We start from the raw sequence: 22,841 nt of genomic DNA on the forward strand, positions 1-22,841 counted from the left end.
CTCGTACCCCACAAGGATTGTGTTCATGTCCGGCAGACCGACCCGCGTGGGGATCGTGTACACGCAGGAGGTTCTCGGTAAGGGCCTGGCCGCGATGCTCGCGGAGCACCCCGCCCGGTCCGTCGTGACCGACGTGGAGAAGGCCGAGGTCGTCCTGTACGACGTGTTCGGCGTGCACCACACCAACGGCTCGGACCTCGCCGACCTGCTCGACCGCACCGAGTCGGTCGTCGTCGCGGTGAGTCGCGACCTGCGCCCCGACCTGCGCGCCCGGGCGCTCGCCGCGGGCGCCCACGGGTGGATCTCGATGAGCGTGGGCTCCCACGAGCTGATCGAGGCCGTCGAGGCGGCCGCCGCCGGCGAGGACCTGCCCGGGAGCACGGACCCACTCGGCAGCCACGTGGGGCTGACCCCCCGCGAGGTCGAGGTGCTCGCCCTGATCGCCCAGGGTGCGAGCAACCTGGAGATCGCCGAGCGCCTCTATCTGTCGATCAACTCGGTCAAGACCTACATCCGCTCGGCGTACGCGAAGATCGGCGCCACCTCGCGCAGCCGAGCCGTCGCGTGGTGCCTGCAGCACGGGTTCGCCCCGCCGGACTGAGGCGCCCGGCCCACGTCCAGAGGTGACCCGGTCACGGGGTCGTGTGCCTGAGACCGCGCTATAGCGCGGTCTCAGGCACACGACCCGAAAGCGGCCGCCAGCGAGCCGGCAGTCACCCGGCATCGGAGTCTCGACAGGCTCGACCACCGGACGCCCGGCATACCCCGGGCCGCGGTCGGGCACCGAGCGGCCATGGCTACCCGACACGCCGACCCCGACGCCTCCGAGGTCGAGTCGCCGACCGACCTCACGGGCAGCTCCTGGCGCTACGTGCTGCGGCGGACCCTCCGCGAGTTCCAGCGCGACCAGTGCACGGACCTGGCGGCGGCGCTCACCTACTACTCGGTGCTCGCGGTGTTCCCCGCCGCGATCGCGCTGACGTCCCTGCTGGGGCTGGTCGGCGAGGGCACCAACAGCACGAAGACGGTCCTGGACATCGTCAGCCAGCTCGGCGGCGGCTCGGTGGTCGACAGCGTCCGCGACCCGCTCCTCGAGATCAGCCGGTCGCAGACCGCGGGCGTCGCGTTCGTGCTGGGCCTGGTGGGCGCGCTGTGGTCCGCGAGCGGGTACGTCGGCGCGTTCGGCCGGGCGATGAACCGCGTCTACGAGGTCGAGGAGGGCCGGCCGGTCTGGAAGCTGCGCCCGGCCATGCTGCTCCTGACGCTGGTCCTCGTCGTGCTCACCGCGGCGGTGCTGCTCGCGCTGGTCGTGACCGGCCCGGTCACCGACGCGATCGGCGCCCAGCTCGGCCTCGGCGGCTCGATCCGGCTCGTCTGGGACATCGCCAAGTGGCCGGTGATGTTCCTCGTGGTGATGCTGATCGTCGCCCTCCTCTACTGGGCCACGCCGAACGTGCGCCAGCCGAAGTTCCGGTGGATCAGCATCGGGGCGCTGGTCGCCATCGTCGCGTGGGGCGTCCTCTCCGCGGCGTTCGGCTTCTACGTCGCGAACTTCTCCTCCTACGACAAGACCTACGGCGCGCTCGGCGGGGTGATCGCCTTCCTGCTCTGGCTGTGGCTGACGAACCTCGCGCTGCTCTTCGGCGCCGAGATCGACGCCGAGCTCGAGCGCGGTCGCGAGCTGCAGAGCGGGGAGCCCGCCGAGCGGGTGCTGCGGCTGCCGCCCCGCGACGACACCGGCATCGACAAGGCCCGCTCCAAGCAGGAGGACGACGAGCGCCGGGGCCGGGCGATCCGCCTCCGCGCCCGCCGCCACCGGACCCGGAAGGACTGACCCATGGCCCTCACCTCGCTCTGGCACGACCGACACCCCCGCGAGGAGCCCGTCCCGCCCGCGATCGCCGGCGACTGGGACGTCGTGGTGGTCGGCGCCGGGCTCACCGGCCTGACGACCGCCGGGCTGCTCGCCCGTGCCGGCAAGTCGGTGCTGGTCATCGAGGCGCGGTACGTCGGCGCCGGCACGACCGGCGGCAGCACCGCGAAGGTCAGCCTCGTGCAGGGCACGCACTACTCCAAGATCGACCGGCGCCACCCGGCGTCGGTGCTGCGCGAGTACGCCGACGCGAACGCCGAGGGGCTCGCGTGGCTGGTGCGCTTCTGCGACGAGCACGGCGTCGACCACCAGCGGCGCCCGTCGTACACCTACGCCACCACGCCCCAGGGCCACCGCTCCGTCCTCGCCGAGCTCGAGGCGATGCACAAGGCCGGCCTGGAGAAGGCGACCCTCGACGAGGACCTCGACCTGCCGTTCCCGACGACCGGCGCGGTCCGCATGGACGACCAGGTCCAGCTCGACCCGGTCGAGCTGGTCGGCGCGCTCGCGGCCGACGCCCGCACGCACGGCGTGGTCATCGCCGAGGGCGCCCGCGTCCTGCGGGTCCACGGCCACGGCCCGAGCCGGGTGGTCACCGAGGCCGGCGACGCCGGCGCGCAGACCGTGGTGATCGCGACGAACATGCCGATGCTCGACCGCGGCGCGTTCTTCGCCCGCGCCGAGCCGGCGCGCTCCTACAGCCTCGCCTACCGCACGCCGGGCCGGGCCGTCGACGGGATGTACCTGTCCGCCGACCAGCCGTCCCGCTCGCTGCGCGACGCCCCCGGCGACGTGCTGCTCGTCGGCGGCGACGGCCACAAGGTCGGCGCGAACACCTCGGAGCGGCAGCACCTGGACAAGCTGCGCGCCTGGACCGCCGAGTACTTCCCCGGCGCCGAGGAGACCCACGCGTGGTCGGCGCAGGACTACCTGCCCCACCACGCCCTCCCGTACGCCGGGCCGATCCTGCCCGGTGTCGGCGGCATCCTGGTCGCCGGCGGCTACTCCAAGTGGGGGCTCACGAACGGCGTCGCGGCCTCCCTCGCCCTCGCCGGGCGGATCCTCCACGGGCACCAGCCGTGGGCGGCGGCGTACCAGCCGTGGAGCACCCACGAGCTGCGCGGCCTCCCGGGCAGCCTGAAGCTCAACGCCGAGGTCGCGGTCGAGATGACCACCGGCTGGGCCCGGAAGCTGGCGGGGAGCGACGAGGCGCCGGTCTGCACCCACCTCGGCGGCGTGCTGCGCTGGAACGACGCCGAGGAGAGCTGGGACTGCCCGCTGCACGGGTCGCGGTTCGCACCCGACGGCGCCGTGCTCGAGGGGCCTGCCACCTGCCCGCTCAGGAACAAGACCGCGTGACCGGGCGCTGACCCGGGCATGGAGACGAACCGGGCCCTCGAGGCCGCGCGAGCCACCCACCAGTCGGTGCTCACCACGCTCCGGCGGGACGGGCGACCGCAGCTGTCCAACGTGCTGCACGGCGTCGGCGAGGACGGCGTCATCCGCATCTCGACCACCGCGGACCGGGCGAAGTACGCCAACCTCCGGCGCACCCCCTGGGCGGCGCTCCACGTCAACGGCGACAGCTTCTGGTCGTACGCCGTGCTCGAGGCGGACGCCGAGCTGTCCGAGGTCGCCGCCGATCCGCACGACGCCACGGTCGAGGAGCTGGTCGCGCTGTACCGGCAGCTGTCCGGCGAGCACGACGACTGGGACGAGTACCGGGCGGCGATGGTGCGCGACCGCCGCGTCGTCGTCCGGCTGCGGCCGACGCGGGCGTACGGCGCCCTGCGCTGACGTAACCCGGGGGCGGCGGGGCTCGTTCGACCTGTATGCGTGCCCCCGCTCTCGCCGCCAGTGTGATCCTCGCCGCCGCCCTGACCCTGGGCGGTCCCGGCGCCCACGCCGGCGACCGGTGGGCGCCGGCCGACCGAGCGGCGATCCACCCCGGCACGATGATGTACACGAAGGGTGCGCAGTGCACCGCGAACTTCGTCTACACCGACCGGGCCCGGCACGTGTACGTCGGCTACGCGGCCCACTGCGCCGGGAAGGGCGCCGCCACCGACACCGACGGCTGCGCCACGAAGTCGCTCCCCCTGGGCACGAAGGTGAGCTTCCGTGAGGGCGGCAACCCGGCCGACGAGGGCACCCGGGTCGGCACCGGCAGGCTGGTGTACTCCTCCTGGCTGGCCATGCAGGAGCTCGGCACGACGGACGCGATCACCTGCGCCTACAACGACCTGGCCCTGGTGCGGGTCGCCGCCCGCGACGTCGCGTCGGTGAACCCCTCGGTGCCGTTCTGGGGCGGCCCGACCGGCATCGACACCGACGGCACCGCCGCCGGCGACCGGCTGTACACCTACGGCAACTCCAGCCTGCGGGGCGGCGTCGAGCCGCTGTCCCCGCACACCGGCGTGGGCCTCGGCGACGACCCCGCCGACGGGGGCTGGTCGCACCCGCTCTACTCGGCCACCCCGGGCATCCCGGGCGACTCCGGGTCCGGGTTCCTGGCCGACGACGGCACGGCCGTCGGCGTGCTGTCCACGATCGGTCTCGCCCCGCTCCCGGCGTCGAACTACATCGGCGACCTGGCGAAGGAGCTGGCGTTCGCACGGGCGCACGCGGGCCTCTCGGGCCTGCGCCTGGTGCGCGGCACGGAGCCCTTCACCGGGCTCCCCTGACCCATTTCGGACCGGCGCGGCCGGTTTTCTCAACGCAGCCTCAAGGTTCCTCCACACGGCGTGCACGGTTGGTTCACAGCCCTTCTGGGGACGGATTCCGACTGAAACAGTGGTTCGCGCCCACCGGATCCGAACCCCAGGAGACCACCATGCGAGCTCGGCTCGTCGTCGCCGCCGCCGTCGCCAGCGTGCTGCCGGCCTTCCTCGTGCTCGGCGCGCAGCCCGCGCACGCGACCGGTGGCGGCAGCACCGGGGGCGGCAACAAGGGCTCGCTCAAGGTCTCCCAGGTCGGCGGCGCCGCCGACGAGAGCAACGAACCGAAGGTCGGCTGCACGTTCGACCTGCAGTGGTACGGCTTCCAGCGGTCGACCGCCACGGTGAAGTTCGAGAGCCAGGCGCCCACCAAGAACGCGGTGATCACCAAGGTCGCCGGCCCCGGCAGCGTCGAGCTGGGGTCCGCCGCTTCCGGCCGCGTCATGAACACCGCGCGGACCTACACGCTGAAGTTCACCGGCGCGGACCCGGAGGCCGGGAAGGGCTACCACGTCCAGGTCACCACGACCGCGAGGGGCACCCGGGGCTCGGAGAGCAAGTCCAAGACCTTCTGGGTCACGTGCGACCGCGCGGACGTCACCACGCCGCCGGTCACCGAGGACCCGGTCACCGAGGACCCGGTCACCGAGGACCCGGTCACCGAGGACCCGGTCACCGAGGACCCGGTCACCGAGGACCCGGTCACCGAGGACCCGGTCACCGAGGAGCCGGAGACCGAGGACCCGGGCACCGACGAGCCCGGCACCGACGACCCGACCCCGCCGTTCAGCTGGGACTGGCAGTACGCGAACCCCACGTGCGACGCGCTGACCGTCGACTACCCGGCGAACATCCCGGCCGGCCAGGCCAACGACGCCAACGTCCGGTTCCAGACCGCCCAGGGTCCCCTCACGCTCAACTTCCACCACGACACCGGCACCTGGTCGGGCACCCACGTCTTCGACTTCACGACGCACCCGCAGTGGCCGGCCGGGCTCACGACGTACCACGTGGTGTGGGTCCAGGTCGGGGGCACCAACTACCACTGGAACGGCGACGTCTCCTGCGCCCCGGCGCCGGAGGTCGACGAGGACACGCCCTTCACCTGGGACTGGACGTACGCCGACCCGACCTGCACCGCGCTGACCGTCGCCTACCCGGCCAACATCCCGGACGCCCAGGCCAACGACGCGAACATCAGGTTCGAGAGCAACGTCGGCCAGTTCACGCTGAACTCCCACCACAACACCGGCACCTGGTCGGGCACCCACGTCTTCGACTACCTCAGCCACCCGCAGTGGCCGGCGGGCGTCACGTCGTTCCACGTCGTGTGGACCCAGGTCGGGGGCACCAACTACCACTGGCAGGGCGACGTCTCCTGCGTCGTCGAGGACGGCGTGGCCAAGGCCGCGACCGCGGTCCAGGGCTTCCGCACCGGCACCACGACCGTCGGCCGGGGCATGGCCGTCGCGGCCGACACCGTCGCCGTCGCCGGCGCCGGCTATCAGGACCTGGTGCTCGAGACGCGCGACGCCTCCGGGTGGACCCCGGTGCGGACGGTGTCCACGGACGCCGCCGGGACCGCCCGCGTGACGTTCCCGAAGCTGACGAAGAAGGGCACCTACCAGTTCCGTCTCGCGGTCGCCGGCTCCGGCATCTCGACCGGCCACCGGACGGGCACGCTCACCGTGCGGGTCCGCTGACGGGCGCACCTGAACGGCTGCGGCCGGCGCGACCGGGGGGACACGCCGGCCGCAGCACCATGTCCGTCCCGGATCACCCCGTGACCGTGAACCGCCGGACCAGGTCGTGCGCGATCTGCGCGTCCGTCCACGCGAACCGCACCCACCGCTTCTTCGAGAACATCCGCGTCTGGTCGGCCGAGTACGGCGACCGCGGGTTCTCGGACTGGCTGTAGGTCAGGATCGTGCGCGCGTCCACCCGCCCGTGGTCCAGGAACGAGATCGCCTGGATGTGCGACGAGCCGTAGGTGATCGGCCGGTAGTGGTCCTTGTTGTCGCGCACCCACCGCGAGGCGAGCGCGTTGGCGTTGCCGGCCGCGTCGCCCGTGCCGCCGCCGAGCGGGATCGGCGGGGCACCGCGGTCGCCGGCGACCTGGAGCGAGCCCCACGTGGCGTCGAACGGGATGCCGCGGTCGCGCAGCGACGAGATCGCGTCCGACATCGCCTGGATCACCTGCGGGTTGCCGGCGTCGAGGTCCCGCGGGGTGTCGAGCGGGTCGTTCGGGTCGAACTGGGTCCGCCACACCGGGTCGACCGCGCCCGCCGGCACCGTGGGCAGCCGGGTGACGAACTCCTCGAAGATGTGGGTGCCGACCGAGTCGGTGTTCGAGCGGCCGTCCCAGTCGTGCAGCACCTGGCAGGCCTCGGTCTCACCCGTCGCCTGGCAGACCTGGTCGAGCGCGCCGCCCTGCCGCATCACCTCGGCGGCCATCACCCGGTTCGCGTGCTCGTGCCCGCGCAGGCTGCGCGGCGACTCCTTCTTCCCCTTCGCCAGCCGGTCCAGCACGTAGTGCGACACCATCCGGGTGCGCATGGTGCGGACGCAGCGCTCGCAGCCGATGATCCCGGCGTACCCCTCGAGCGGCTGCTTCGGGTTCGGCAGCCAGTACGAGTCGTTGGCGTTCATCACCCAGTCGCGGCGGACCTCCATCGGCAGGTTCGCCGGCCCGAAGATGCCCGGCCGCTCGGCGTCCTGGTCGGTGCGCCAGGCGCAGGCGGAGCCGGCGCGGGTGCCGTCCAGGCCGGGTAGCCCGGCGAGCTCCTGGAGCACGACCCCGGTCGGCGTGAGGCACTGCTGGACCAGGTCGTCGGGGACGTTGGGCACCACGGAGTGGTCCGCGTACAGCACGTTGCCGTCCCGGTCCGCGGCCGTGGTGTTCACCCACGGCATGCCGGCCGCGGCGTCCTGGCGGCGCAGCAGGTCACGGACGTCGGTGGCCTTGCCCATCTGGAGGAACGTGTCGATGGTGCGCAGGTGCTCGGCGTTGGCGTCCCGGATCGCCCAGACGCTCTCCGGGCCCCACGGCATCAGGGTCGCGGGCGAGTCCAGGACGTACCCCTCCGGCGTGCGGTAGAGGTCCTCGGAGGCGGTCTTGCCGTTCTTCAGGCGCACCTTCACGGTGTCGTGGATCAGCTCCTGCGGGCCGGCGTCGGTGAGGTACGTCGTGCCGGGCGCGGGCGTCTTGTACTCGTACGGCGTGAAGCGGTACGCCGTCGACACCGTGTGGCTCCACGCCACGTCCTTGTTCCAGCCGATGTTGACCACCGGTGAGCCGATCAGCGAGGCGCCCGCGACGTCGTACCTCCCCGGGATCGTCAGGTGCTGCTGGGTGAAGTGGTAGCGGCCACGCCAGGGGAAGTGCGGGTTGCCGAGGACCATGCCCCGGCCGGTGGTGGTGGCGGCGCCGCCGACCGCCGTGGCGTTCGAGCCGAACGGCGCCTCGGGGTCGCGGCCGAGCGCCGTCAGCAGCGCGTCGCGGTCGACCTGGGACGCCCGCACCGGCTGCGCCGGCAGGCCCGGGTCGTCCGGGCTCGGCGGCGCGGCGTCGACGATCTCCTTGACGAAGACGCCCGCGGACGCGAGCAGGTTGGCGAGGTAGACGCCGTACCAGAGGTCGATCGGCTTGACGTTCGGCTTCAGGTACGGTGCTCCGGCGCAGGCCGGGTCGGTCACCTTGTTGGTCCGGATCCACTCGTTGGCACCGGCGACGTAGCCGCGCACCATCGCCTTCGCCTGCGCCCCGGGGCCGCGCACCGGGTCGCGCAGCAGCTTCTCCACGACGCGGCGCTGGTGCAGGTCGGTCACGAACGCGTCGACCTGGAGGTTCTTGGCGTCCAGCGTGACCTGGTCGTTGTAGCGGCGGTCGGGCCCGAACCACAGCGACCGCTGGCCGCGGGCGGTGATCAGCGTGTCGGCGAGGGTGCAGACCGCGTCCTCGGTGGCGGCGTACCCGCTGCCGAAGCCGAGCGACCCGAAGCCCGTGGCGGTGATGTGCGGGATGCCGTGCTCGGTGATCGCGATCGTCGCCCGGTAGCGGTCGTGGTGCGGCGCCGCGGCGTCCGCGACCTCCGTGACCGGCAGTGCGACGGCGGTGAGCGGGACGAGGGCTGCGGCGGCGAGCGCGGCGGTCAGGCGTCGGAGCATGCCCGCTCAACGGGCGAAGCTACTCGCGGGTTACAGGCCGGGTCAGAGGTAGAGGCCGGTGGCGGCGTCACCGACGCGCTCGGCGGCCACGGCGTGGACGTCGCGCTCGCGCATGACGACGTAGATCTCGCCCGCCACCTCGACCTCCGCCTTGTCCTCGGGCTCGAACAGCACCCGGTCGCCGGCCTGGACGGCGCGCGCGTGCGGCCCGACCGCGACGACGCGCGACCACGCGAGCCGGCGGGCGCCCATCGCGGCGGTCGCCGGGATCACGATCCCGCCGGAGGAACGGCGTTCGCCGGACTCCCGGTCGACCTCGACCAGGACCCGGTCGTGGAGCATCTTGATCGGTGTCTTGTCACCCACGGTCAGCTGACGACCTTGCGGACGACCACGAAGAACCCGACCACGCCCACCACGATGCCGACGGTCTTGAGGATGTTGTCCGTGCGCGGCTGGCCGGTCTGCACGTCGACGTAGTGGGCCTTGATGCTGCTGACCTCGCGGCCGACGATCGTCTTCGGGTGCACCCGGTACAGGAGCTGGTCGATCGTGTGGGCCAGGTTCTCCCTGGTCTCCTCGATCTCACGCTCCAGAGCGGACAGCTGCTGGTCCTGGCCCACGGTTGCTCCTCGATGCGTCGACGTCGGATGGAGGCTATCAACGCGCCGGCGGCAGCGCCGTCCTCGGGTCGAACCCGAACGGCAGCTCCAGCCGGTGCTCCTTCATCAGCACCTCGTCGGTGAGCACGTCGTACGTCGAGCCGTCGGCGACCACGCTGCCGCCGCTGAGCACGACCGAGCGCGGGCAGAGCTCGAGGGCGTACGGCAGGTCGTGGGTCACCATCAGCACGGTGACGTCCAGCGCGCGCAGGATGTCGGCCAGCTCGCGGCGGGAGGCGGGGTCGAGGTTCGACGACGGCTCGTCGAGGACCAGGATCTCCGGCTCCATGGCGAGCACGGTGGCGACCGCGACCCGGCGGCGCTGGCCGAAGGAGAGGTGGTGGGGCGGGCGGTCGACGTACTCGGCCATGCCGACCTTCTCCAGCGCGTCCAGCACCCGGGCGTCGAGCTCGGCGCCCCGCAGGCCGAGGTTGGCGGGCCCGAAGGCGACGTCGGCGCGGACCGTGCCCATGAACAGCTGGTCGTCGGGGTCCTGGAACACCACGCCGACCCGGCGGCGGATCTCCTGGAGGTTGGCCTTCTCGACCGGCAGCCCGCTGACCGCCACCGATCCGGCGCCCGCGGCCAGGATCCCGTTGAGGTGCAGGACCAGGGTGGTCTTGCCAGCGCCGTTGGGGCCGAGCAGCGCGACCCGCTCGCCCCGGTGGACGTGCAGGTCGACGCCGAAGAGCGCCTGGTGGCCGTCGGGGTAGGCGTAGGCCAGGCCGCGGACGTCGAGCACCGGGGTCATCGGGGCATCCTGCCGGTGTAGCCGCGCGACAGCATCGCCAGGTGGACCCGCTCACCACGCTCGTAGGAGCGGATGAACAGCGCGCCGGCGGAGCGGGCCAGCACCGGCCAGTGCCGCGGGTCGCGGGCGTTGAAGCCGCGGGCCTCGCGGGCCACGCGCATCCGCTGCATCTCGCCGGTGACGACGTCGAGGTAGCGGACCATGAAGGACATGATCTGCACGAGCTGGTTCGGCAGCCGCAGCCGCTCCAGCCCGGCCAGCAGCTCCTGCGGCTCGGTGGTGGCGGCGAGGGTGAGGCTGGCGAGCACGCCGAGCGTGCCCTTGACCAGCAGCGCGATCCCGGCCTCGAGGCCGTGCTGGCTGACGGTCACGCCGAGGACCTCGGTCCGCGGCCCCTGCGCCACGAACGGCAGGAGCACCGCGAACAGGACGAACGGGACCTCCACGACCGTCCGCTTGAGGACGTAGGTGGGCGGCACCCGGCTGACGCCGATGACCACGACGAGGACGGCGAGGTGGACCGCGTAGGCGGCGTACCAGTCCCGCGGCGTCGCCACGACCGTGATCACGAACGCCAGCAGCGCGAGGATCTTCAGGTGCGCCGGCGCCCGGTGCACCGCGGAGTGGCCGTGGAAGTGCAGCTTGTGGCCGTGCCCGGCGCCCATCAGCGGCGCCGCCGTACGGCGTAGGTGACGCCACCGGCCAGCGCGAGGACGACGACCACGCCGACCGCGCCGGTGGCCCGGCCGTACCCGCCGAGCAGGCCGTCGTGGGGGCGCTCGGTGTGGGCGAAGCCGTGGTCCTGCGAGACCTTGGTCAGCCCGTCGGGGGACGACGACGCGAAGACGCTCAGGACTCCGGCGAGCACCAGCGCGGCCCCGACGCCGATCAGGACCACCCAGCGCGTCCTCATCCGACGACCGCCGGCTTGATCTCCAGCTCGCGGCGGGCGAGCACCCGGCGGGCGCCGTACACGAGGTCGGGCCGGACGGCGATGATCGCGCCGACCGCGAGGAAGGTGATCACGCCCTCGCCGATGCCGATCAGCGTGTGCACGCCGACCATCGCGGTCGTGAGGTTGTCGAGCGGGATGTCCGCGGTGCCGCCGACCGCGTACAGCAGCACGAACAGCGCCGCGGCGACCGGGACGGAGAGGAACGCGCCGATGCCGGCCGCGACCGGGACGACCCCGAGCCGCTTGGGCAGCAGCACCTGGAGCAGGCGGAAGACCAGCCAGCCGACGGCCACGGTGGTGACGCCCATCAGGAGGATGTTGGTGCCGAGCGCGGTGATGCCGCCGTCGGCGAACAGCAGGCACTGCACGATGAACACGACGCTCGTGCAGAGCACGCCGGTCCACGGCCCCACCAGGACCGCGGCGAGCGCGCCCCCCAGCAGGTGGCCGCTGGTGCCGGACGCGACCGGGAAGTTGAGCATCTGGACGGCGAAGACGAACGCCGCCACCAGGCCGGCCATCGGCGCGGTCCGGTCGTCGAGCTCCCTGCGGGCCCGGACCAGCGCGGTGCCGACGCACGCGATCGCGACCGCCCCCGTCGCCGCCGAGGTCGGGGCGTCGAGGAACCCGTCGGGGACGTGCATCCGTGCCTCCTGCGTCGAGCGGCTAGGTTGGCTCTACCGGCCTATCAGTGCCCAGCGTACGTTATTGCACATCATTTGCGACAAGGAGTCCGTCCGTGAGCACCGACCGCCTCTCCCCCGGTGACACCGCACCGGAGTTCACGCTGCCCGACGACAGCGGGAAGGACGTCGCACTCAGCGACTTCCTGGGCCGCAAGGTCATCGTGTACTTCTACCCGGCGGCGATGACCCCCGGCTGCACCAAGCAGGCCTGCGACTTCAGCGACTCGCTGTCCTCGCTGCAGGCGGAGGGCTACGAGGTCGTCGGCGTCTCCCCCGACAAGCCGGAGAAGCTGGCGAAGTTCCGCGAGCGCGACGGGCTGACCATCACCCTGCTCTCGGACCCGGACAAGACCGTGCTGCGGGAGTACGGCGCGTACGGCGAGAAGAAGCTCTACGGCAAGGTCGTCGAGGGCGTCATCCGCTCCACCGTCGTCGTCGACGAGGACGGCAAGGTGTTCCTCGCGCAGTACAACGTCAAGGCCACCGGCCACGTCGCCAAGCTGCGCAAGGACCTGAAGCTCAACCTGGCCGACGAGCAGCCGGGCAACGGCGCCTGAGGGGTTCGGCTGCTGACCGCCGAACCCCGCACGCGTGGAAGACTGCAGCAGCGCGCCCGTAGCCCAATCGGTAGAGGCCCCAGGTTTAGGTCCTGGCCAGTGAGAGTTCGAGTCTCTCCGGGCGCACTCAGGCGGGGCCGGGACCACCCAGGATCCGCGTGACGATCGGCGCCATCCGGCGCAGCGCCCAGCCGCGGTGCGAGATCGCGTCCTTGTCCTCCCGCGACAGCTCGGCGGTGGTGAGGCCGGGCCGGTCGTCGGCCTCGAAGAGCACGTCGTAGCCGAACCCGCCGGTGCCGCGGACCTCGCGGACCACCCGGCCGGGCATGACGCCGCTGGTCAGCTGCTCGCAGGTGGGGTGGACGAACGCGACCGCGCACTGGAAGTGCGCGGTACGCCGCTCGTCGGGCACGTCGGCGAGCTGGTCGAGCAGCAGGCGGTTGTTGCGGGCGTCGTCCTTCGGCTGGCCCGACCACCGTGCGGAGAGCACGCCCGGCATGCCGTTGAGGGCGTCGACGCACAGCCCGCTGTCGTCGGCGAGCGACGGCAGCCCGGTGGCGGCGAGGCCGGCGCGGGCCTTGAGCAGCGCGTTGCCCTCGAAGGTCGGCTGGTCCTCGACCGGCTCCTCGTAGTGCGCCACGTCGTCGAGCCCGAGGACCTCGATGTCGGGGAGGTGCTCGCGGAGGATCCGCTCCATCTCCTCGATCTTCTTGGCGTTCCGCGAAGCGAGGAAGACCTTCACCGCTGCCCCCTCATCGGCCGAGCGCCTCCTGCTGCAGACGGGTCAGGTCGGCGCAGCCCTTCTCGCCGAGCGCGAGCAGCGCGTCGAGCTCGGCGCGGTCGAAGGCCGCGCCCTCGGCGGTGCCCTGCACCTCGACGAACTTGCCGTCGCCGGTCATCACGATGTTCATGTCGGTCTCCGCGCGGACGTCCTCGACGTACGGCAGGTCCAGGCGGGGTACGCCGTCGATGATGCCGACGCTGACCGCGGCCACGGAGCCGGTGAGCGGGCTTGCCGCATCCTTGGCGGGCAGCGCGCCGGTCGAGCGGAGGTGCGCGACGGCGTCCGCGAGGGCGACGTACGCGCCGGTGATCGCCGCGGTGCGGGTGCCGCCGTCGGCCTGGAGCACGTCGCAGTCCAGCTGGATGGTGTTCTCGCCGAGCGCCTGGTAGTCGATGACCGCGCGCAGCGAGCGGCCGATCAGCCGGCTGATCTCGTGGGTGCGGCCGCCGATCCGGCCCTTCACCGACTCGCGGTCGGAGCGCGTGTTGGTGGCGGCCGGGAGCATGGCGTACTCCGCGGTCACCCAGCCCAGGCCCGACCCCTTGCGCCACCGCGGGACGCCCTCGGACGCCGACGCGGCGCAGAGCACCCGCGTGCGGCCGAACTCGATGAGCACCGAGCCGGCGGCGTGGTCGAGCCAGCCGCGGGTGATCTTGATCGGGCGGAGCTCGTCGTCGGCGCGGCCGTCCTCACGGGGAGTGGTCATGCTCCGACCCTAGTGCGGGGTCACTTCACCTCGGCCCGGAGGACCCTCGCGACGCCGAGCGCCAGCGGCAGGCCGAGCCAGATCAGCCCCGAGACCACCAGCTGCGCCCACTCCTCCGCCGAGCCGGACATGTCCCAGATCACCGTCTGCGCCGTCTGGAAGTCCAGCCACATCCGGATGTCGGAGAACCACCCGATCAGCGCGGCGCCGATCTCGAACAGGCCGGGCAGCACCCACTTGTAGACGAAGAACACCACGATCGCGGCGGGCGTGTTCAGGAACAGCGCGGCCAGCGCGAAGCCGCCGAGCATCGCGAGGTTCTGGGTGATGAGGAACGCGAAGAACTCGGACCACCCGAAGGTCCAGTCCGCGTGCCCCTCGATCAGGCCGTAGAGCAGCGTGCACACCAGCCCGATCGCGATCGACACGGCCACCGTCAGGAGGGTGAGGACCACCCCGACGAGCGCCTTCGCCGCGATCACCAGCGGGCGGCGCGGCTCGAGCGCGAACGTGACCATGGCGGTCCGCTGGCTCCACTCGGCGGTGAGCACCATGATGCCGAGCACGGGCAGCAGGAACGACGTCAGGAGTGCCGCCGTGTTGATGAAGTCGCCGAACGACGCGGACTCGTCCTGGGTGGTGACCACGGCGAGCACGACGACCTCGGCGGCCAGCACGAGCAGGCCGATCACCGCGAGCAGCCAGAAGCCGGCCCGGGTGTCGTACGACTTGCGCAGCTCGACCAGCACCAGCCGGTGGAACGGCGTGCGCGGCGTGCGCGAGAGGTCGAGCACCGCCGTCATCACTTCACCTCCGCCCGGAGGACCCGCCAGAACCCGATCGCCAGCGGGACCACCAGCCAGATCAACCCGGAGGTCGCGAAGTACGCCCAGTCCTTGCCGGTCATGGTCGCGTCCACGAGCGGGTTCTGGGCGTTGTTGAAGTCGATCCACGGGCGGATCGAGTCGAACCAGTCCATCAGCTGCGCACCGATCTCGAACAGCCCCGGCAGGACGAACGAGTAGACCATGTAGATCACGATCGCGGCCGGGGTGTTGAGCAGCAGCGCCGCGAACGCGAAGCCGGTGAGCATCCCGATCACCTGGAGCAGCACGAACCCCGAGGTGTGCGCGACGCTGGCGTTCCACACGGTCGGGTCGTCGGACAGCACGCCGTACACGGCGTTGCACAGCGTCGCCAGGATCAGCGCGATCGCGACCGCGGCGACCGCGAGGACCAGGCCGACGACCAGCTTGGCGAGGACCACCCGGGGCCGGCGCGGCTCGAGGGAGAAGGAGACCATCGCGGTGCGCTGGCTCCACTCGCTGGTGAGCAGCATGATGCCGATGACCGGCAGCAGGACGCCGATCGAGAAGTTCGTGGACGTCAGGAAGCTGTTGTAGGTGAGGAACACGTCGGCCTGGGTGATGCCGACGGCGAGCTGGATCACCATGACGGCCGCGCAGAGCAGCGCGGTCGAGAGCAGCAGCCAGAGGCCGGCCCGGGTGTCCCAGGCCTTGCGCATCTCGACCCGGACCAGGCGGAGGAACGGCGTCGGCGTGGTCGACGAGATGTCGATGGCGTGGCCCAGGGCGGGCGTGGAGGCGCTCATGCCACGTGCTCCCGCTGCGTCTCGGCGGTGAGCTCGAGGAACAGCTCCTCGAGGCCGCCCTCGGCGCCGCGCAGGTCGGTGAGCACCGCCTGGGCCTCGAGCGCGGTGCGGCCGACCTCGACCGGCTCGGCCTCGACGCGCAGCCCCTCGCCGGCGCTGGCGACGGTGACGCCCTTCGCCCGCAGCGCCTCGGCGAGCGCATGGTTGTCCAGCGCGGTCACGAACGTCGTCGCGCCCGCACCCTTGGCCGCCCCGGCCAGCAGCGTCTTCTTGTCGCCCTGGGCGACGATCCGCCCGTTGCCGATCAGGATCATCTCGTCGGCGATCTGCTCCACCTCGTGCAGCAGGTGGCTGCTGAGCAGCACGGTGCCGCCGCGCTCGGCGTACCCCCGCAGCAGACCGCGCATCCAGCGGATGCCCGCGGGGTCGAGCCCGTTCGCCGGCTCGTCGAGGATCAGCACCGACGGGTCCCCGAGCAGCGCGTGCGCGATGCCGAGCCGCTGCTTCATGCCGAGGGAGTAGTTGCGCAGCCGGCGCTTCGCCTCCTGCGGCGTCAGCGAGACCAGCTCGATCATCTCGTCGACCCGCGACCCCGGCAGGCCCATGGTGCGGGCGCCGAGCTCGAGGATCTCCCGGCCGGTGCGGCCGGCGTGCTGCGCGGAGGCGTCGAGGAGGACGCCGACGTGGCGGCCGGGGTTGGGGATGTCCCGGTAGAGGTGGCCCCCGATGGTGACCCGTCCCGCGGTGGCCGGGGTGAGGCCGACCATGACGCGCATGGTGGTGGTCTTGCCGGCCCCGTTCGGTCCGAGGAAGCCGGTCACCCGCCCGGGCTGGCACACGAAGCTCACGTCGTCCACCGCGGTGAACGATCCGTACTTCCTGGTCAGGTTCTCGACGACGATCATGGGACCACCCTGCCCGAGCCGGCGCGGGCCCGCATCGGACGCGCGGAGGGGCGCCGATGACCAAAGTAGGGGTGCACCGGGGCCCAGGACCGACCCCGGGCGCCTGCGTCGCGGCGGACGCCGTCCTAGCCTGAGCCGCGTGGAGCGACCCGACCCGTGCGAGTACCAGCCGCCCCTGCGCTGGTGGAGCCACGCCTGGCGGGTCGTGCTCATGCTCGGCATCAGCGCGCTCGCGTGGCTGCCGGTCCAGCAGCACGAGGCCGACGTCTCGCACGCCTGGTGGGTCGCCGACCTGCTGGCCGGCGCCGCGATGTACGTGGTGGTGACCTTCCGCCGGCGCGCGCCGGTCGCGATCGCGCTGGTGACGGCCGTGGTCGGCGGGGTGTCCGGCGTCGCGGCCGGGCCCGCGGTGCTGGCCGCCGCGTCGGTGGCGACCCGCCGGCGCTGGCGCGAGATCGCCCTGGTCGGCTCGGTGAACTTCGCGTCCGCGCAGCTCTTCAGCTCGATCACCTCCAGCGACGAGGACCCGGTCTGGCTGATCCTGATCGCGAACGCGATCGCCACCGGCGCCGTGCTCGGCTGGGGCATGTACATCGGCTCCCGGCGCGAGCTGATCTGGACGCTGCGCAACCGCGCCGAGCGCGCCGAGTCCGAGCAGGAGCTCCGGGTCAGCCAGGCGCGCGGTCAGGAGCAGGCCCGGATCGCCCGGGAGATGCACGACGTGCTCGCGCACCGCATCTCGCAGATCTCCATGCACGCCGGCGCGCTGGCCTACCGGCAGGACCTGTCGGCGGAGGAGGTCCGGGCCAGCGCCGAGGTGATCCGCGACAAGGCGCACGAGGCGCTGACCGACCTGCGCGGCGTGCTCGGGGTGCTCCGCGACGGCGTCACCGGCGAGCGGCTGCTGACGCCGCAGCCGACGTACGCCGACCTCCCGGACCTCGTCGAGGACGCGCAGGGCACGGGCGTGCGCATCGAGTTCGAGGACCTGGTGCACGAGCCGGTCCCGGACGCCGCCGGCCGCACCGTCTACCGGATCGTGCAGGAGGGCATCACCAACGCCCGCAAGCACGCGCCCGGCGCGCTGCTGACCGTCCGCGTGAGCGGCTCGCCCGACGCGGGCATCGACGTGCTGCTGCGCAACCCGGTCGGCTTCGGGCCGACCCGCACCCCGGGCGCCGGCCTGGGCCTGGTCGGGCTGTCGGAGCGGGCCGAGCTGCGCGGCGGCCGGCTCGCGCACGGCCGCGACGGCTCGACGTTCGTCCTGCACGGCTGGATACCGTGGGCCGCATGACGACGGTCCTGCTCGTCGACGACGACCCGCTGGTGCGGTCGGCGCTGGCGCTGATGCTCGGCGGCGAGCGCGACATCGAGGTGGTCGGTGAGGCCGGCGACGGCCACGAGGGCGTCCGGCTCGCGCGGGACCTCGAGCCCGACGTGGTGCTGATGGACATCCGGATGCCCCGACTGGACGGCCTGGAGGCCACCCGGGCCCTGCACAGCCGGCCGAACCCGCCCCGGGTGATCGTGCTGACGACGTTCGACGCCGACGAGCACGTCGTCGACGCGCTCGCCTCGGGCGCCGACGGGTTCCTGCTCAAGGACACCCCTCCCCCGCAGATCGTCGACGCGATCCGCAAGGTCGTCGACGACGAGCCGATGCTGTCGCCGTCGGTGACCCGCACGCTGATCCGCCGGCTGCGCGACGAGCCGGACGACACCGCCACCGCGGCCGCGGCGCGCGCCGCCGGCGCCGAGGCCCGGCTGGCGCTGTTGACCGACCGCGAGCGCGACGTCGCCCTCGCCGTCGGCCGCGGCCTCAGCAACGCGGAGATCGCCCGGGACCTCTACCTCTCCGTGCCCACGGTGAAGGCGCACGTGTCGCGGCTGTTCGACAAGCTCCAGGTCACCAACCGGGTCCAGATCGCGATCTGTGTTCACGACGCCGGACTGAGCTAGCGAAGTCCGGACGACGTCGGGAGATTGAGGGCGCCGACGCGCACCGGCACGAAGTGACGGGGCGCGTGGCGTGTCTCGAAATCCACGACGCTGGATTGAGCTAGGCCTACCTGCGCTGCCTCCGGGGGCACGGCAACCGGGCCCGGCAGCGGCGCGTCCCACGAGCAGAAGGGAGGCGTCGTGGACGGACACCGCGTCAGTGTCGTCGGTGTGGGCGCCCTGGTCCTCGTGGCCGGCGGTCTCCTCGCGATCCACGCCGACCCGGGCGCGCGCGATCCGCAGGTGGCCGCCGGCCGGTCCGAGCGGACGTCGAGCTCCGGGCACCGGTCGCTCCTCGGCCAGCTGCAGGCGATGCCGAAGGTGCGCGAGAACCTGATGGCGCCGGTCCAGGACGGCCAGGTGGTGCTCTGCGGGATGAAGGTGCAGGGCCGGGACCGGACCGAGGATGAGATCTACGCCTTCCTCCTGTGTGGTGCGTACACGACGGGCGCCGACGCGGAGCTCGTCTCCGGTGGCAGTGACCCGGTGGTCATCACCACGGACGGCCGCCACGAGCCCGAGGCCACGGTGGTCGACGTCGAGTTCCCCGGGATGGCGGACCGGGCCGCGCGGATCCGCGAGATGTTCCCACCGGCGCTCGTGGACACGATGACGTCCCCCCAGTCGCTGCCGATCCAGCCGACGATGGACGAGATGCTGCAGACGGCCCGAACCTGGGACCGATGACCCTGCCGCTCGCAGCCGGCAGCGAGTGGACTCGGGGCATGAGCACGACGACGACGTCCCGCAGCGTCCGGATCCTGGCCCCGCCGGAGCGCGTCTGGCCGTGGGTGGCCCAGATCGGCCAGGAGCGCGGCGGCTTCTACAGCTACAGCTGGCTGGAGAACCTGCTCGGCTGCGACATCACGAACGCGCACCGGGTCCACGAGGAGTGGCAGCACCCGCGGGTCGGCGACCAGGTCCACCTGCACCCACAGGTCGCCCTCGACGTCGCCGCGGTGCGGGACGGCTCGGCGCTGGTGCTGCAGGGCACCAGCCCGGCGTACGAGTTCACCTGGACCTTCGACGTCCGCCCGACGCCGGACGGCTCGGAGCTGGTCGTCGGCGAGCGCTACCGGACCCGGGGCCGCCGGGCCCGCTGGACGGTGCGCCTGCTGTCCGTGGTGAGCGCGGTCATGACCCGCCGGATGCTCCACGGCATCCGGACCCGCGTCTACAGCTCGTAGACCGAGCCGGCGCGGGCGAGCTCGATCGGCCCGTCGTACACGGCGGCCGCCTCGGCGAGCGCGGCCTCGGGGTCGAACCACGGCGGCACGTGGGTGAGCACCAGCCGCTGCACCCCGGCCCGCTTGGCGACCAGGCCCCCGTCGGTGCCGGTGAGGTGCAGGTCGGGCGGGTTGGCGTCGGTCGACCGGAACGACGCCTCCGCCAGGAGGAGGTCGACGTCGCGGGCCAGCTCGTCGAGCGCCGCCGTCGGCCCCGTGTCGCCGGTGTAGGCCAGGGTGGCGCCGTCGGCCGAGATCCGCAGGCCGTACGCCGCGACCGGGTGCGCGACGGGCACCGGCGTGACCGCGAACGGCCCGACCTCGACCGGGCCGTCCCACTCCCGGAAGTCGAACTCGTGGTGCATGCCCGGGTCGAGCGGGAGGTCGTACGCGCGGGCCATCCGGTCCGCGGTCCCGGCCGGCCCCCACACCGGGATCCGCGGCTGCGGGCCCTCGGGGTGGTACTTGCGCAGCACGTAGTAGCCGGACAGGTCCAGGCAGTGGTCGGCGTGCAGGTGGCTGAGCAGCACGGCGTCGACGGTGAGCGGGTCGGCGTACCGGTGCAGCGCGCCGAGGGCGCCGGAGCCGAGATCGAGCAGCACCCGCCAGGTGCGCCCGTCGGCGTCGGTCTCGATCAGGTAGCAGCTGGCCGGCGAGTGCGGGCCCGGGTACGACCCGCTGCAGCCCACCACCGTGAGCCTCACGCCATGCCTCCGACGAACTGGCGGGTGCCGGCCATCTCCGGGCCGAGGAAGCGCCGGCCGATGGTCTCGAACTCCTCGGGCGAGCCGGTGGTCAGGAAGGTGTACGTCGGCTCGCCGCCCGGCCGCATCAGGTCGGTCTGCGTGAGCATCTTGTAGACGTCCTTCGCGCACTCCTCGGCGCTGCTGACCAGCGTGACGTTGTCGCCCATCACGTAGGAGATGACGCCGGTGAGCAGCGGGTAGTGCGTGCAGCCGAGGATGACCGTGTCGACCCCCTCGGTGGTCAGCGGGTCGAGGTACTCGTGCGCGACCGCGATCAGCTCGTCGCCGCCGGTGACACCGGCCTCGACGAAGTCGACGAACCGCGGGCAGGCGCGGGTGAACAGCCGGACGTGCGGGGCGGCCGCGAACGCGTCGTCGTACGCCAGGGACTCGGCGGTGGCGCGGGTGCAGATCACGCCGATCCGACCGGTGCGGCTCGCGGCCACCGCGCGCCGGGTGGCGGGGAGGATCACCTCGACGACCGGCACGTCGTACCGCTCGCGCGCGTCGCGGAGCATCGCCGCCGAGGCGGAGTTGCAGGCGATGACCAGGGCTTTCACGCCGAGGTCGACGAGGTGGTCGAGGCACTCCAGCGCGTACTCGCGCACCTCGCCGATCGGCTTCGGGCCGTAGGGCTGCCGGGCGGTGTCGCCGACGTAGACGATCGACTCGTGCGGGAGCTGGTCGATGACCGACCGGGCGACGGTCAGCCCGCCGAAGCCGGAGTCGAAGATGCCGATCGGGGCGTCCCGGAGGTCGGCGGTCGTCGTGCGCACGAACGAAAGGCTAGGTCCTCGCGCCCTCCGCCGCATGGGCACGCGACGGAGGTCACGGGAGACGGCCGTCACGCGGGATAGCGTGGCGGCGTGTTCCACGCCCTCGCGACCGCCGTCCTCGCCCTCACCACGATCGTCGCGCCGGCCGACGAGCAGCGCACTGCGCCCGGGCCGAGCGAGGTGCAGGTGCTGGCGATCTCCGTCGACGGCCTCAACGTGAGCGCGATCGAGCAGCTCGGGGCCACCGGGGCGCCGACGTTCCACCGGCTGCTCGACGAGGGCGCCGGCACGCTGAACGCGCGGACCGAGGTCGAGCAGACCGTCACGCTGCCCAACCACACCAGCATGATGACCGGCCGCCGGATCGCCGCCGCGAAGGGCGGGCACGGCGTGACCTGGGACGACGACCGCCCGTCGATGACCGTGCAGAAGGCCGCCGGGCACGGCGTCGCCTCCGTCTTCAGCGCCGTGCACGCCGACGGCGGCACCACCGCGCTGTACACGACCAAGGAGAAGTTCGGCCTCTACGAGCGGTCCTGGCCCAAGGGCATCGACACGTTCACCGAGAACGAGAACCAGAAGAAGCTGGTGTCCCTGGCCCGAGCCGACCTGCGCGACGGCGCGCCGACGTTCACGTTCCTCCACGTCTCGCTGCCGGACCGCTACGGGCACGCGTACGGCGGCATGTCCGCCAGGTACCTCGGCGCGGTCAAGCGCACCGACGCCCAGCTCGGCACGCTCCTGGACGCGCTCGACGGCTCCTCGGTGACGGTGATCCTGACCGCGGACCACGGCTTCAAGACCGGTGCGACCGACCACTCGGCCCGCCGCGACCTCGAGAACTACCGGATCCCGTTCCTCACCTGGGGCGCCGGCGTGGACCGCGCGGACCTGTACGACCTGAACCCCGCCTACCGCGACCCGGGCACCGCGCGGCCGTCGTACGCCGGGAAGCAGCCGGTGCGCAACGGCGACGTGGCCAACCTCGCGGCCTCCCTCCTGGGGCTCCCGGCGGTGCCGGGCAGCGACCTCGACTCGGACCTTTCGCTGACGCTGACGCGTTGAGAGGTCCACAATCGGCCCCATGAGCGCCGACGAGGAGCTGGAGCTCCTGCAGCAGCGGATGGACAACGCCCAGCGGCTGGCGAACATGGGCGACTACGACTGGCACATCCCGACCGACACGAACCGCTGGTCGGACCAGCTCTACCGGATCTACGGCTACGAGCCGCAGTCCTTCAACGCCTCCTACGAGCGGTTCCTGTCGATGATCCACCCCGACGACCGGGACAAGATCCAGGGCATCCACCAGCACTCCTACGCCACCGGTGAGCCCTACGAGATGATCGAGCGGATCGTGCGGCCGGACGGCGAGGTGCGCTACCTGCGGTCGAACGGCCAGGTGGTGATGGGCGCCGACGGCGCACCGGAGCGGATGCGCGGGACCTGCGTCGACATCACCGAGCAGTATCTCGCCGAGCGGGAGCGGGAGGCCACCGCCGTGCGGCTGAGCGAGGCCGCGCTGCGCCGGAGGCAGACGATCGAGATCAACGACAACATCGTGCAGGGCGTGACCGCGGCGATGTACGCCCTCGAGCTCGGCGACGCCGACGGCTGCCGGTCCTACCTGGAGAGCACCCTGGCCGCCGCCCGCTCGATGATGGAGCCGGACGCGGACCTGGTGCGGTCCGAGCCGGCGAGCCTGGACTGAGGCGCCGGG

27 protein-coding genes and 1 tRNA gene are annotated in these 22,841 nt (G+C 72.5%); 14 read left to right on the forward strand and 14 right to left on the reverse strand.

Going from position 1 to position 22,841, the window contains the following annotated elements; translation table 11 throughout:
- Positions 1–25: 25 nt before the first annotated feature.
- The 6 genes from ABD086_RS05390 to ABD086_RS05415 all read left to right on the forward strand — a co-directional run bounded on the left by ABD086_RS05390 (position 26) and on the right by ABD086_RS05415 (position 6,293).
- On the forward strand, positions 26–601 hold the full coding sequence (locus tag ABD086_RS05390) for a helix-turn-helix transcriptional regulator (RefSeq protein WP_343906333.1): 576 nt from the start codon (positions 26–28) through the stop codon (positions 599–601).
- A gap of 192 nt (positions 602–793) precedes the next feature.
- Positions 794–1,834 carry a YihY/virulence factor BrkB family protein gene (locus ABD086_RS05395; RefSeq protein ID WP_343906334.1) on the forward strand — a complete coding sequence of 347 codons (1,041 nt, stop codon included), beginning with the start codon at positions 794–796 and terminating at the stop codon, positions 1,832–1,834.
- A 3-nt stretch (positions 1,835–1,837) separates the two neighbouring features.
- Positions 1,838–3,232, forward strand: a complete 1,395-nt coding sequence (locus ABD086_RS05400; protein WP_343906335.1) for an FAD-dependent oxidoreductase — start codon at positions 1,838–1,840, stop codon at positions 3,230–3,232.
- Positions 3,233–3,250: 18 nt separating this feature from the next.
- Positions 3,251–3,670, forward strand: a complete 420-nt coding sequence (locus ABD086_RS05405) for a PPOX class F420-dependent oxidoreductase (RefSeq protein WP_343906337.1) — start codon at positions 3,251–3,253, stop codon at positions 3,668–3,670.
- 35 nt (positions 3,671–3,705) lie between these two features.
- Positions 3,706–4,557 (forward strand): hypothetical protein, encoded by an 852-nt coding sequence (locus ABD086_RS05410; RefSeq protein WP_343906338.1) that lies wholly within the window; start codon positions 3,706–3,708, stop codon positions 4,555–4,557.
- A 149-nt stretch (positions 4,558–4,706) separates the two neighbouring features.
- Positions 4,707–6,293 carry a hypothetical protein gene (locus ABD086_RS05415; protein WP_343906340.1) on the forward strand — a complete coding sequence of 529 codons (1,587 nt, stop codon included), beginning with the start codon at positions 4,707–4,709 and terminating at the stop codon, positions 6,291–6,293.
- Between the two features lie 73 nt (positions 6,294–6,366).
- Here ABD086_RS05415 and ABD086_RS05420 read toward each other — a convergent pair whose 3' ends face one another.
- The 7 genes from ABD086_RS05420 to ABD086_RS05450 are packed head-to-tail and all read right to left on the reverse strand — an operon-like array spanning position 6,367 to position 11,769.
- Positions 6,367–8,757, reverse strand: a complete 2,391-nt coding sequence (locus ABD086_RS05420; RefSeq protein WP_343906342.1) for a penicillin acylase family protein — start codon at positions 8,755–8,757, stop codon at positions 6,367–6,369.
- A gap of 42 nt (positions 8,758–8,799) precedes the next feature.
- Entirely contained in the window at positions 8,800–9,099 is a 300-nt protein-coding gene (locus tag ABD086_RS05425; protein WP_343906454.1) for a GroES family chaperonin, read from the reverse strand.
- Positions 9,100–9,125: 26 nt separating this feature from the next.
- Positions 9,126–9,380: a DUF3618 domain-containing protein gene (locus ABD086_RS05430; RefSeq protein ID WP_343906343.1), complete on the reverse strand. Its 255-nt coding sequence runs from the start codon at positions 9,378–9,380 to the stop codon at positions 9,126–9,128.
- Between the two features lie 37 nt (positions 9,381–9,417).
- The gene (locus ABD086_RS05435; protein ID WP_343906344.1) at positions 9,418–10,170 is read right to left on the reverse strand and encodes an energy-coupling factor ABC transporter ATP-binding protein; all 753 of its coding nucleotides are present in this window, start codon (positions 10,168–10,170) and stop codon (positions 9,418–9,420) included.
- Positions 10,167–10,835: a cobalt ECF transporter T component CbiQ gene (cbiQ, locus tag ABD086_RS05440; protein ID WP_343906346.1), complete on the reverse strand. Its 669-nt coding sequence runs from the start codon at positions 10,833–10,835 to the stop codon at positions 10,167–10,169. Before cbiQ ends, ABD086_RS05435 begins: the two co-directional genes overlap by 4 nt.
- On the reverse strand, positions 10,835–11,083 hold the full coding sequence (locus ABD086_RS05445; RefSeq protein WP_343906347.1) for a PDGLE domain-containing protein: 249 nt from the start codon (positions 11,081–11,083) through the stop codon (positions 10,835–10,837). Before ABD086_RS05445 ends, cbiQ begins: the two co-directional genes overlap by 1 nt.
- A complete protein-coding gene (locus tag ABD086_RS05450) occupies positions 11,080–11,769 on the reverse strand; it encodes an energy-coupling factor ABC transporter permease (protein ID WP_343906349.1) in 690 nt (229 codons plus the stop codon). Before ABD086_RS05450 ends, ABD086_RS05445 begins: the two co-directional genes overlap by 4 nt.
- 95 nt (positions 11,770–11,864) lie before the next feature.
- Here ABD086_RS05450 and bcp point away from each other — a divergent pair, with 95 nt between their 5' ends.
- Entirely contained in the window at positions 11,865–12,368 is a 504-nt protein-coding gene (gene bcp / locus ABD086_RS05455; RefSeq protein ID WP_343906351.1) for a thioredoxin-dependent thiol peroxidase, read from the forward strand.
- A gap of 52 nt (positions 12,369–12,420) precedes the next feature.
- A tRNA-Leu gene (locus ABD086_RS05460) sits at positions 12,421–12,494 on the forward strand.
- A gap of 1 nt (position 12,495) precedes the next feature.
- Here the strand turns inward: ABD086_RS05460 and rdgB are convergent.
- From rdgB to ABD086_RS05485, 5 genes are read right to left on the reverse strand one after another with little or no spacing between them, the layout of a single operon-like run.
- The gene (gene rdgB, locus ABD086_RS05465) at positions 12,496–13,110 is read right to left on the reverse strand and encodes an RdgB/HAM1 family non-canonical purine NTP pyrophosphatase (RefSeq protein WP_343906353.1); all 615 of its coding nucleotides are present in this window, start codon (positions 13,108–13,110) and stop codon (positions 12,496–12,498) included.
- A 10-nt stretch (positions 13,111–13,120) separates the two neighbouring features.
- Positions 13,121–13,858, reverse strand: coding sequence for a ribonuclease PH (gene rph, locus ABD086_RS05470; protein ID WP_343906355.1), 738 nt, complete (start codon positions 13,856–13,858; stop codon positions 13,121–13,123).
- A gap of 20 nt (positions 13,859–13,878) precedes the next feature.
- Complete coding sequence (locus ABD086_RS05475; RefSeq protein WP_343906357.1) at positions 13,879–14,661, reverse strand: ABC transporter permease; 783 nt, start codon at positions 14,659–14,661, stop codon at positions 13,879–13,881.
- The gene (locus ABD086_RS05480; protein ID WP_343906359.1) at positions 14,661–15,470 is read right to left on the reverse strand and encodes an ABC-2 transporter permease; all 810 of its coding nucleotides are present in this window, start codon (positions 15,468–15,470) and stop codon (positions 14,661–14,663) included. Before ABD086_RS05480 ends, ABD086_RS05475 begins: the two co-directional genes overlap by 1 nt.
- A complete protein-coding gene (locus ABD086_RS05485) occupies positions 15,467–16,375 on the reverse strand; it encodes an ABC transporter ATP-binding protein (protein WP_343906361.1) in 909 nt (302 codons plus the stop codon). The genes ABD086_RS05480 and ABD086_RS05485 overlap by 4 nt, the downstream gene beginning before the upstream one ends.
- Positions 16,376–16,514: 139 nt before the next feature.
- Between ABD086_RS05485 and ABD086_RS05490 the strand changes: the two genes are divergently transcribed.
- From ABD086_RS05490 to ABD086_RS05505, 4 genes are all read left to right on the forward strand, one after another.
- Positions 16,515–17,669 (forward strand): sensor histidine kinase, encoded by a 1,155-nt coding sequence (locus tag ABD086_RS05490; RefSeq protein WP_343906363.1) that lies wholly within the window; start codon positions 16,515–16,517, stop codon positions 17,667–17,669.
- Positions 17,666–18,334: a response regulator gene (locus ABD086_RS05495; RefSeq protein WP_343906364.1), complete on the forward strand. Its 669-nt coding sequence runs from the start codon at positions 17,666–17,668 to the stop codon at positions 18,332–18,334. The genes ABD086_RS05490 and ABD086_RS05495 overlap by 4 nt, the downstream gene beginning before the upstream one ends.
- A gap of 180 nt (positions 18,335–18,514) precedes the next feature.
- Positions 18,515–19,060 carry a hypothetical protein gene (locus ABD086_RS05500; protein WP_343906366.1) on the forward strand — a complete coding sequence of 182 codons (546 nt, stop codon included), beginning with the start codon at positions 18,515–18,517 and terminating at the stop codon, positions 19,058–19,060.
- 38 nt (positions 19,061–19,098) lie between these two features.
- Positions 19,099–19,560 carry an SRPBCC family protein gene (locus tag ABD086_RS05505; RefSeq protein WP_343906367.1) on the forward strand — a complete coding sequence of 154 codons (462 nt, stop codon included), beginning with the start codon at positions 19,099–19,101 and terminating at the stop codon, positions 19,558–19,560.
- Here the strand turns inward: ABD086_RS05505 and ABD086_RS05510 are convergent.
- Together ABD086_RS05510 and murI are read right to left on the reverse strand one after the other, a co-directional pair.
- Complete coding sequence (locus ABD086_RS05510) at positions 19,548–20,303, reverse strand: MBL fold metallo-hydrolase (RefSeq protein WP_343906369.1); 756 nt, start codon at positions 20,301–20,303, stop codon at positions 19,548–19,550. The genes ABD086_RS05505 and ABD086_RS05510 overlap by 13 nt on opposite strands.
- Positions 20,300–21,157, reverse strand: a complete 858-nt coding sequence (murI, locus tag ABD086_RS05515; RefSeq protein ID WP_425571551.1) for a glutamate racemase — start codon at positions 21,155–21,157, stop codon at positions 20,300–20,302. The genes ABD086_RS05510 and murI overlap by 4 nt, the downstream gene beginning before the upstream one ends.
- A 54-nt stretch (positions 21,158–21,211) precedes the next feature.
- Here murI and ABD086_RS05520 point away from each other — a divergent pair, with 54 nt between their 5' ends.
- Both ABD086_RS05520 and ABD086_RS05525 read left to right on the forward strand, forming a co-directional pair.
- Positions 21,212–22,186 (forward strand): alkaline phosphatase family protein, encoded by a 975-nt coding sequence (locus tag ABD086_RS05520; RefSeq protein ID WP_343906373.1) that lies wholly within the window; start codon positions 21,212–21,214, stop codon positions 22,184–22,186.
- 19 nt (positions 22,187–22,205) lie between these two features.
- On the forward strand, positions 22,206–22,832 hold the full coding sequence (locus ABD086_RS05525) for a PAS domain-containing protein (protein WP_343906375.1): 627 nt from the start codon (positions 22,206–22,208) through the stop codon (positions 22,830–22,832).
- The last annotated feature ends 9 nt before the right edge of the window (positions 22,833–22,841 follow it).

The organism is Nocardioides aquiterrae, assembly GCF_039526625.1.
GTDB classification, from domain to species: Bacteria; Actinomycetota; Actinomycetes; order Propionibacteriales; family Nocardioidaceae; genus Nocardioides; species Nocardioides aquiterrae.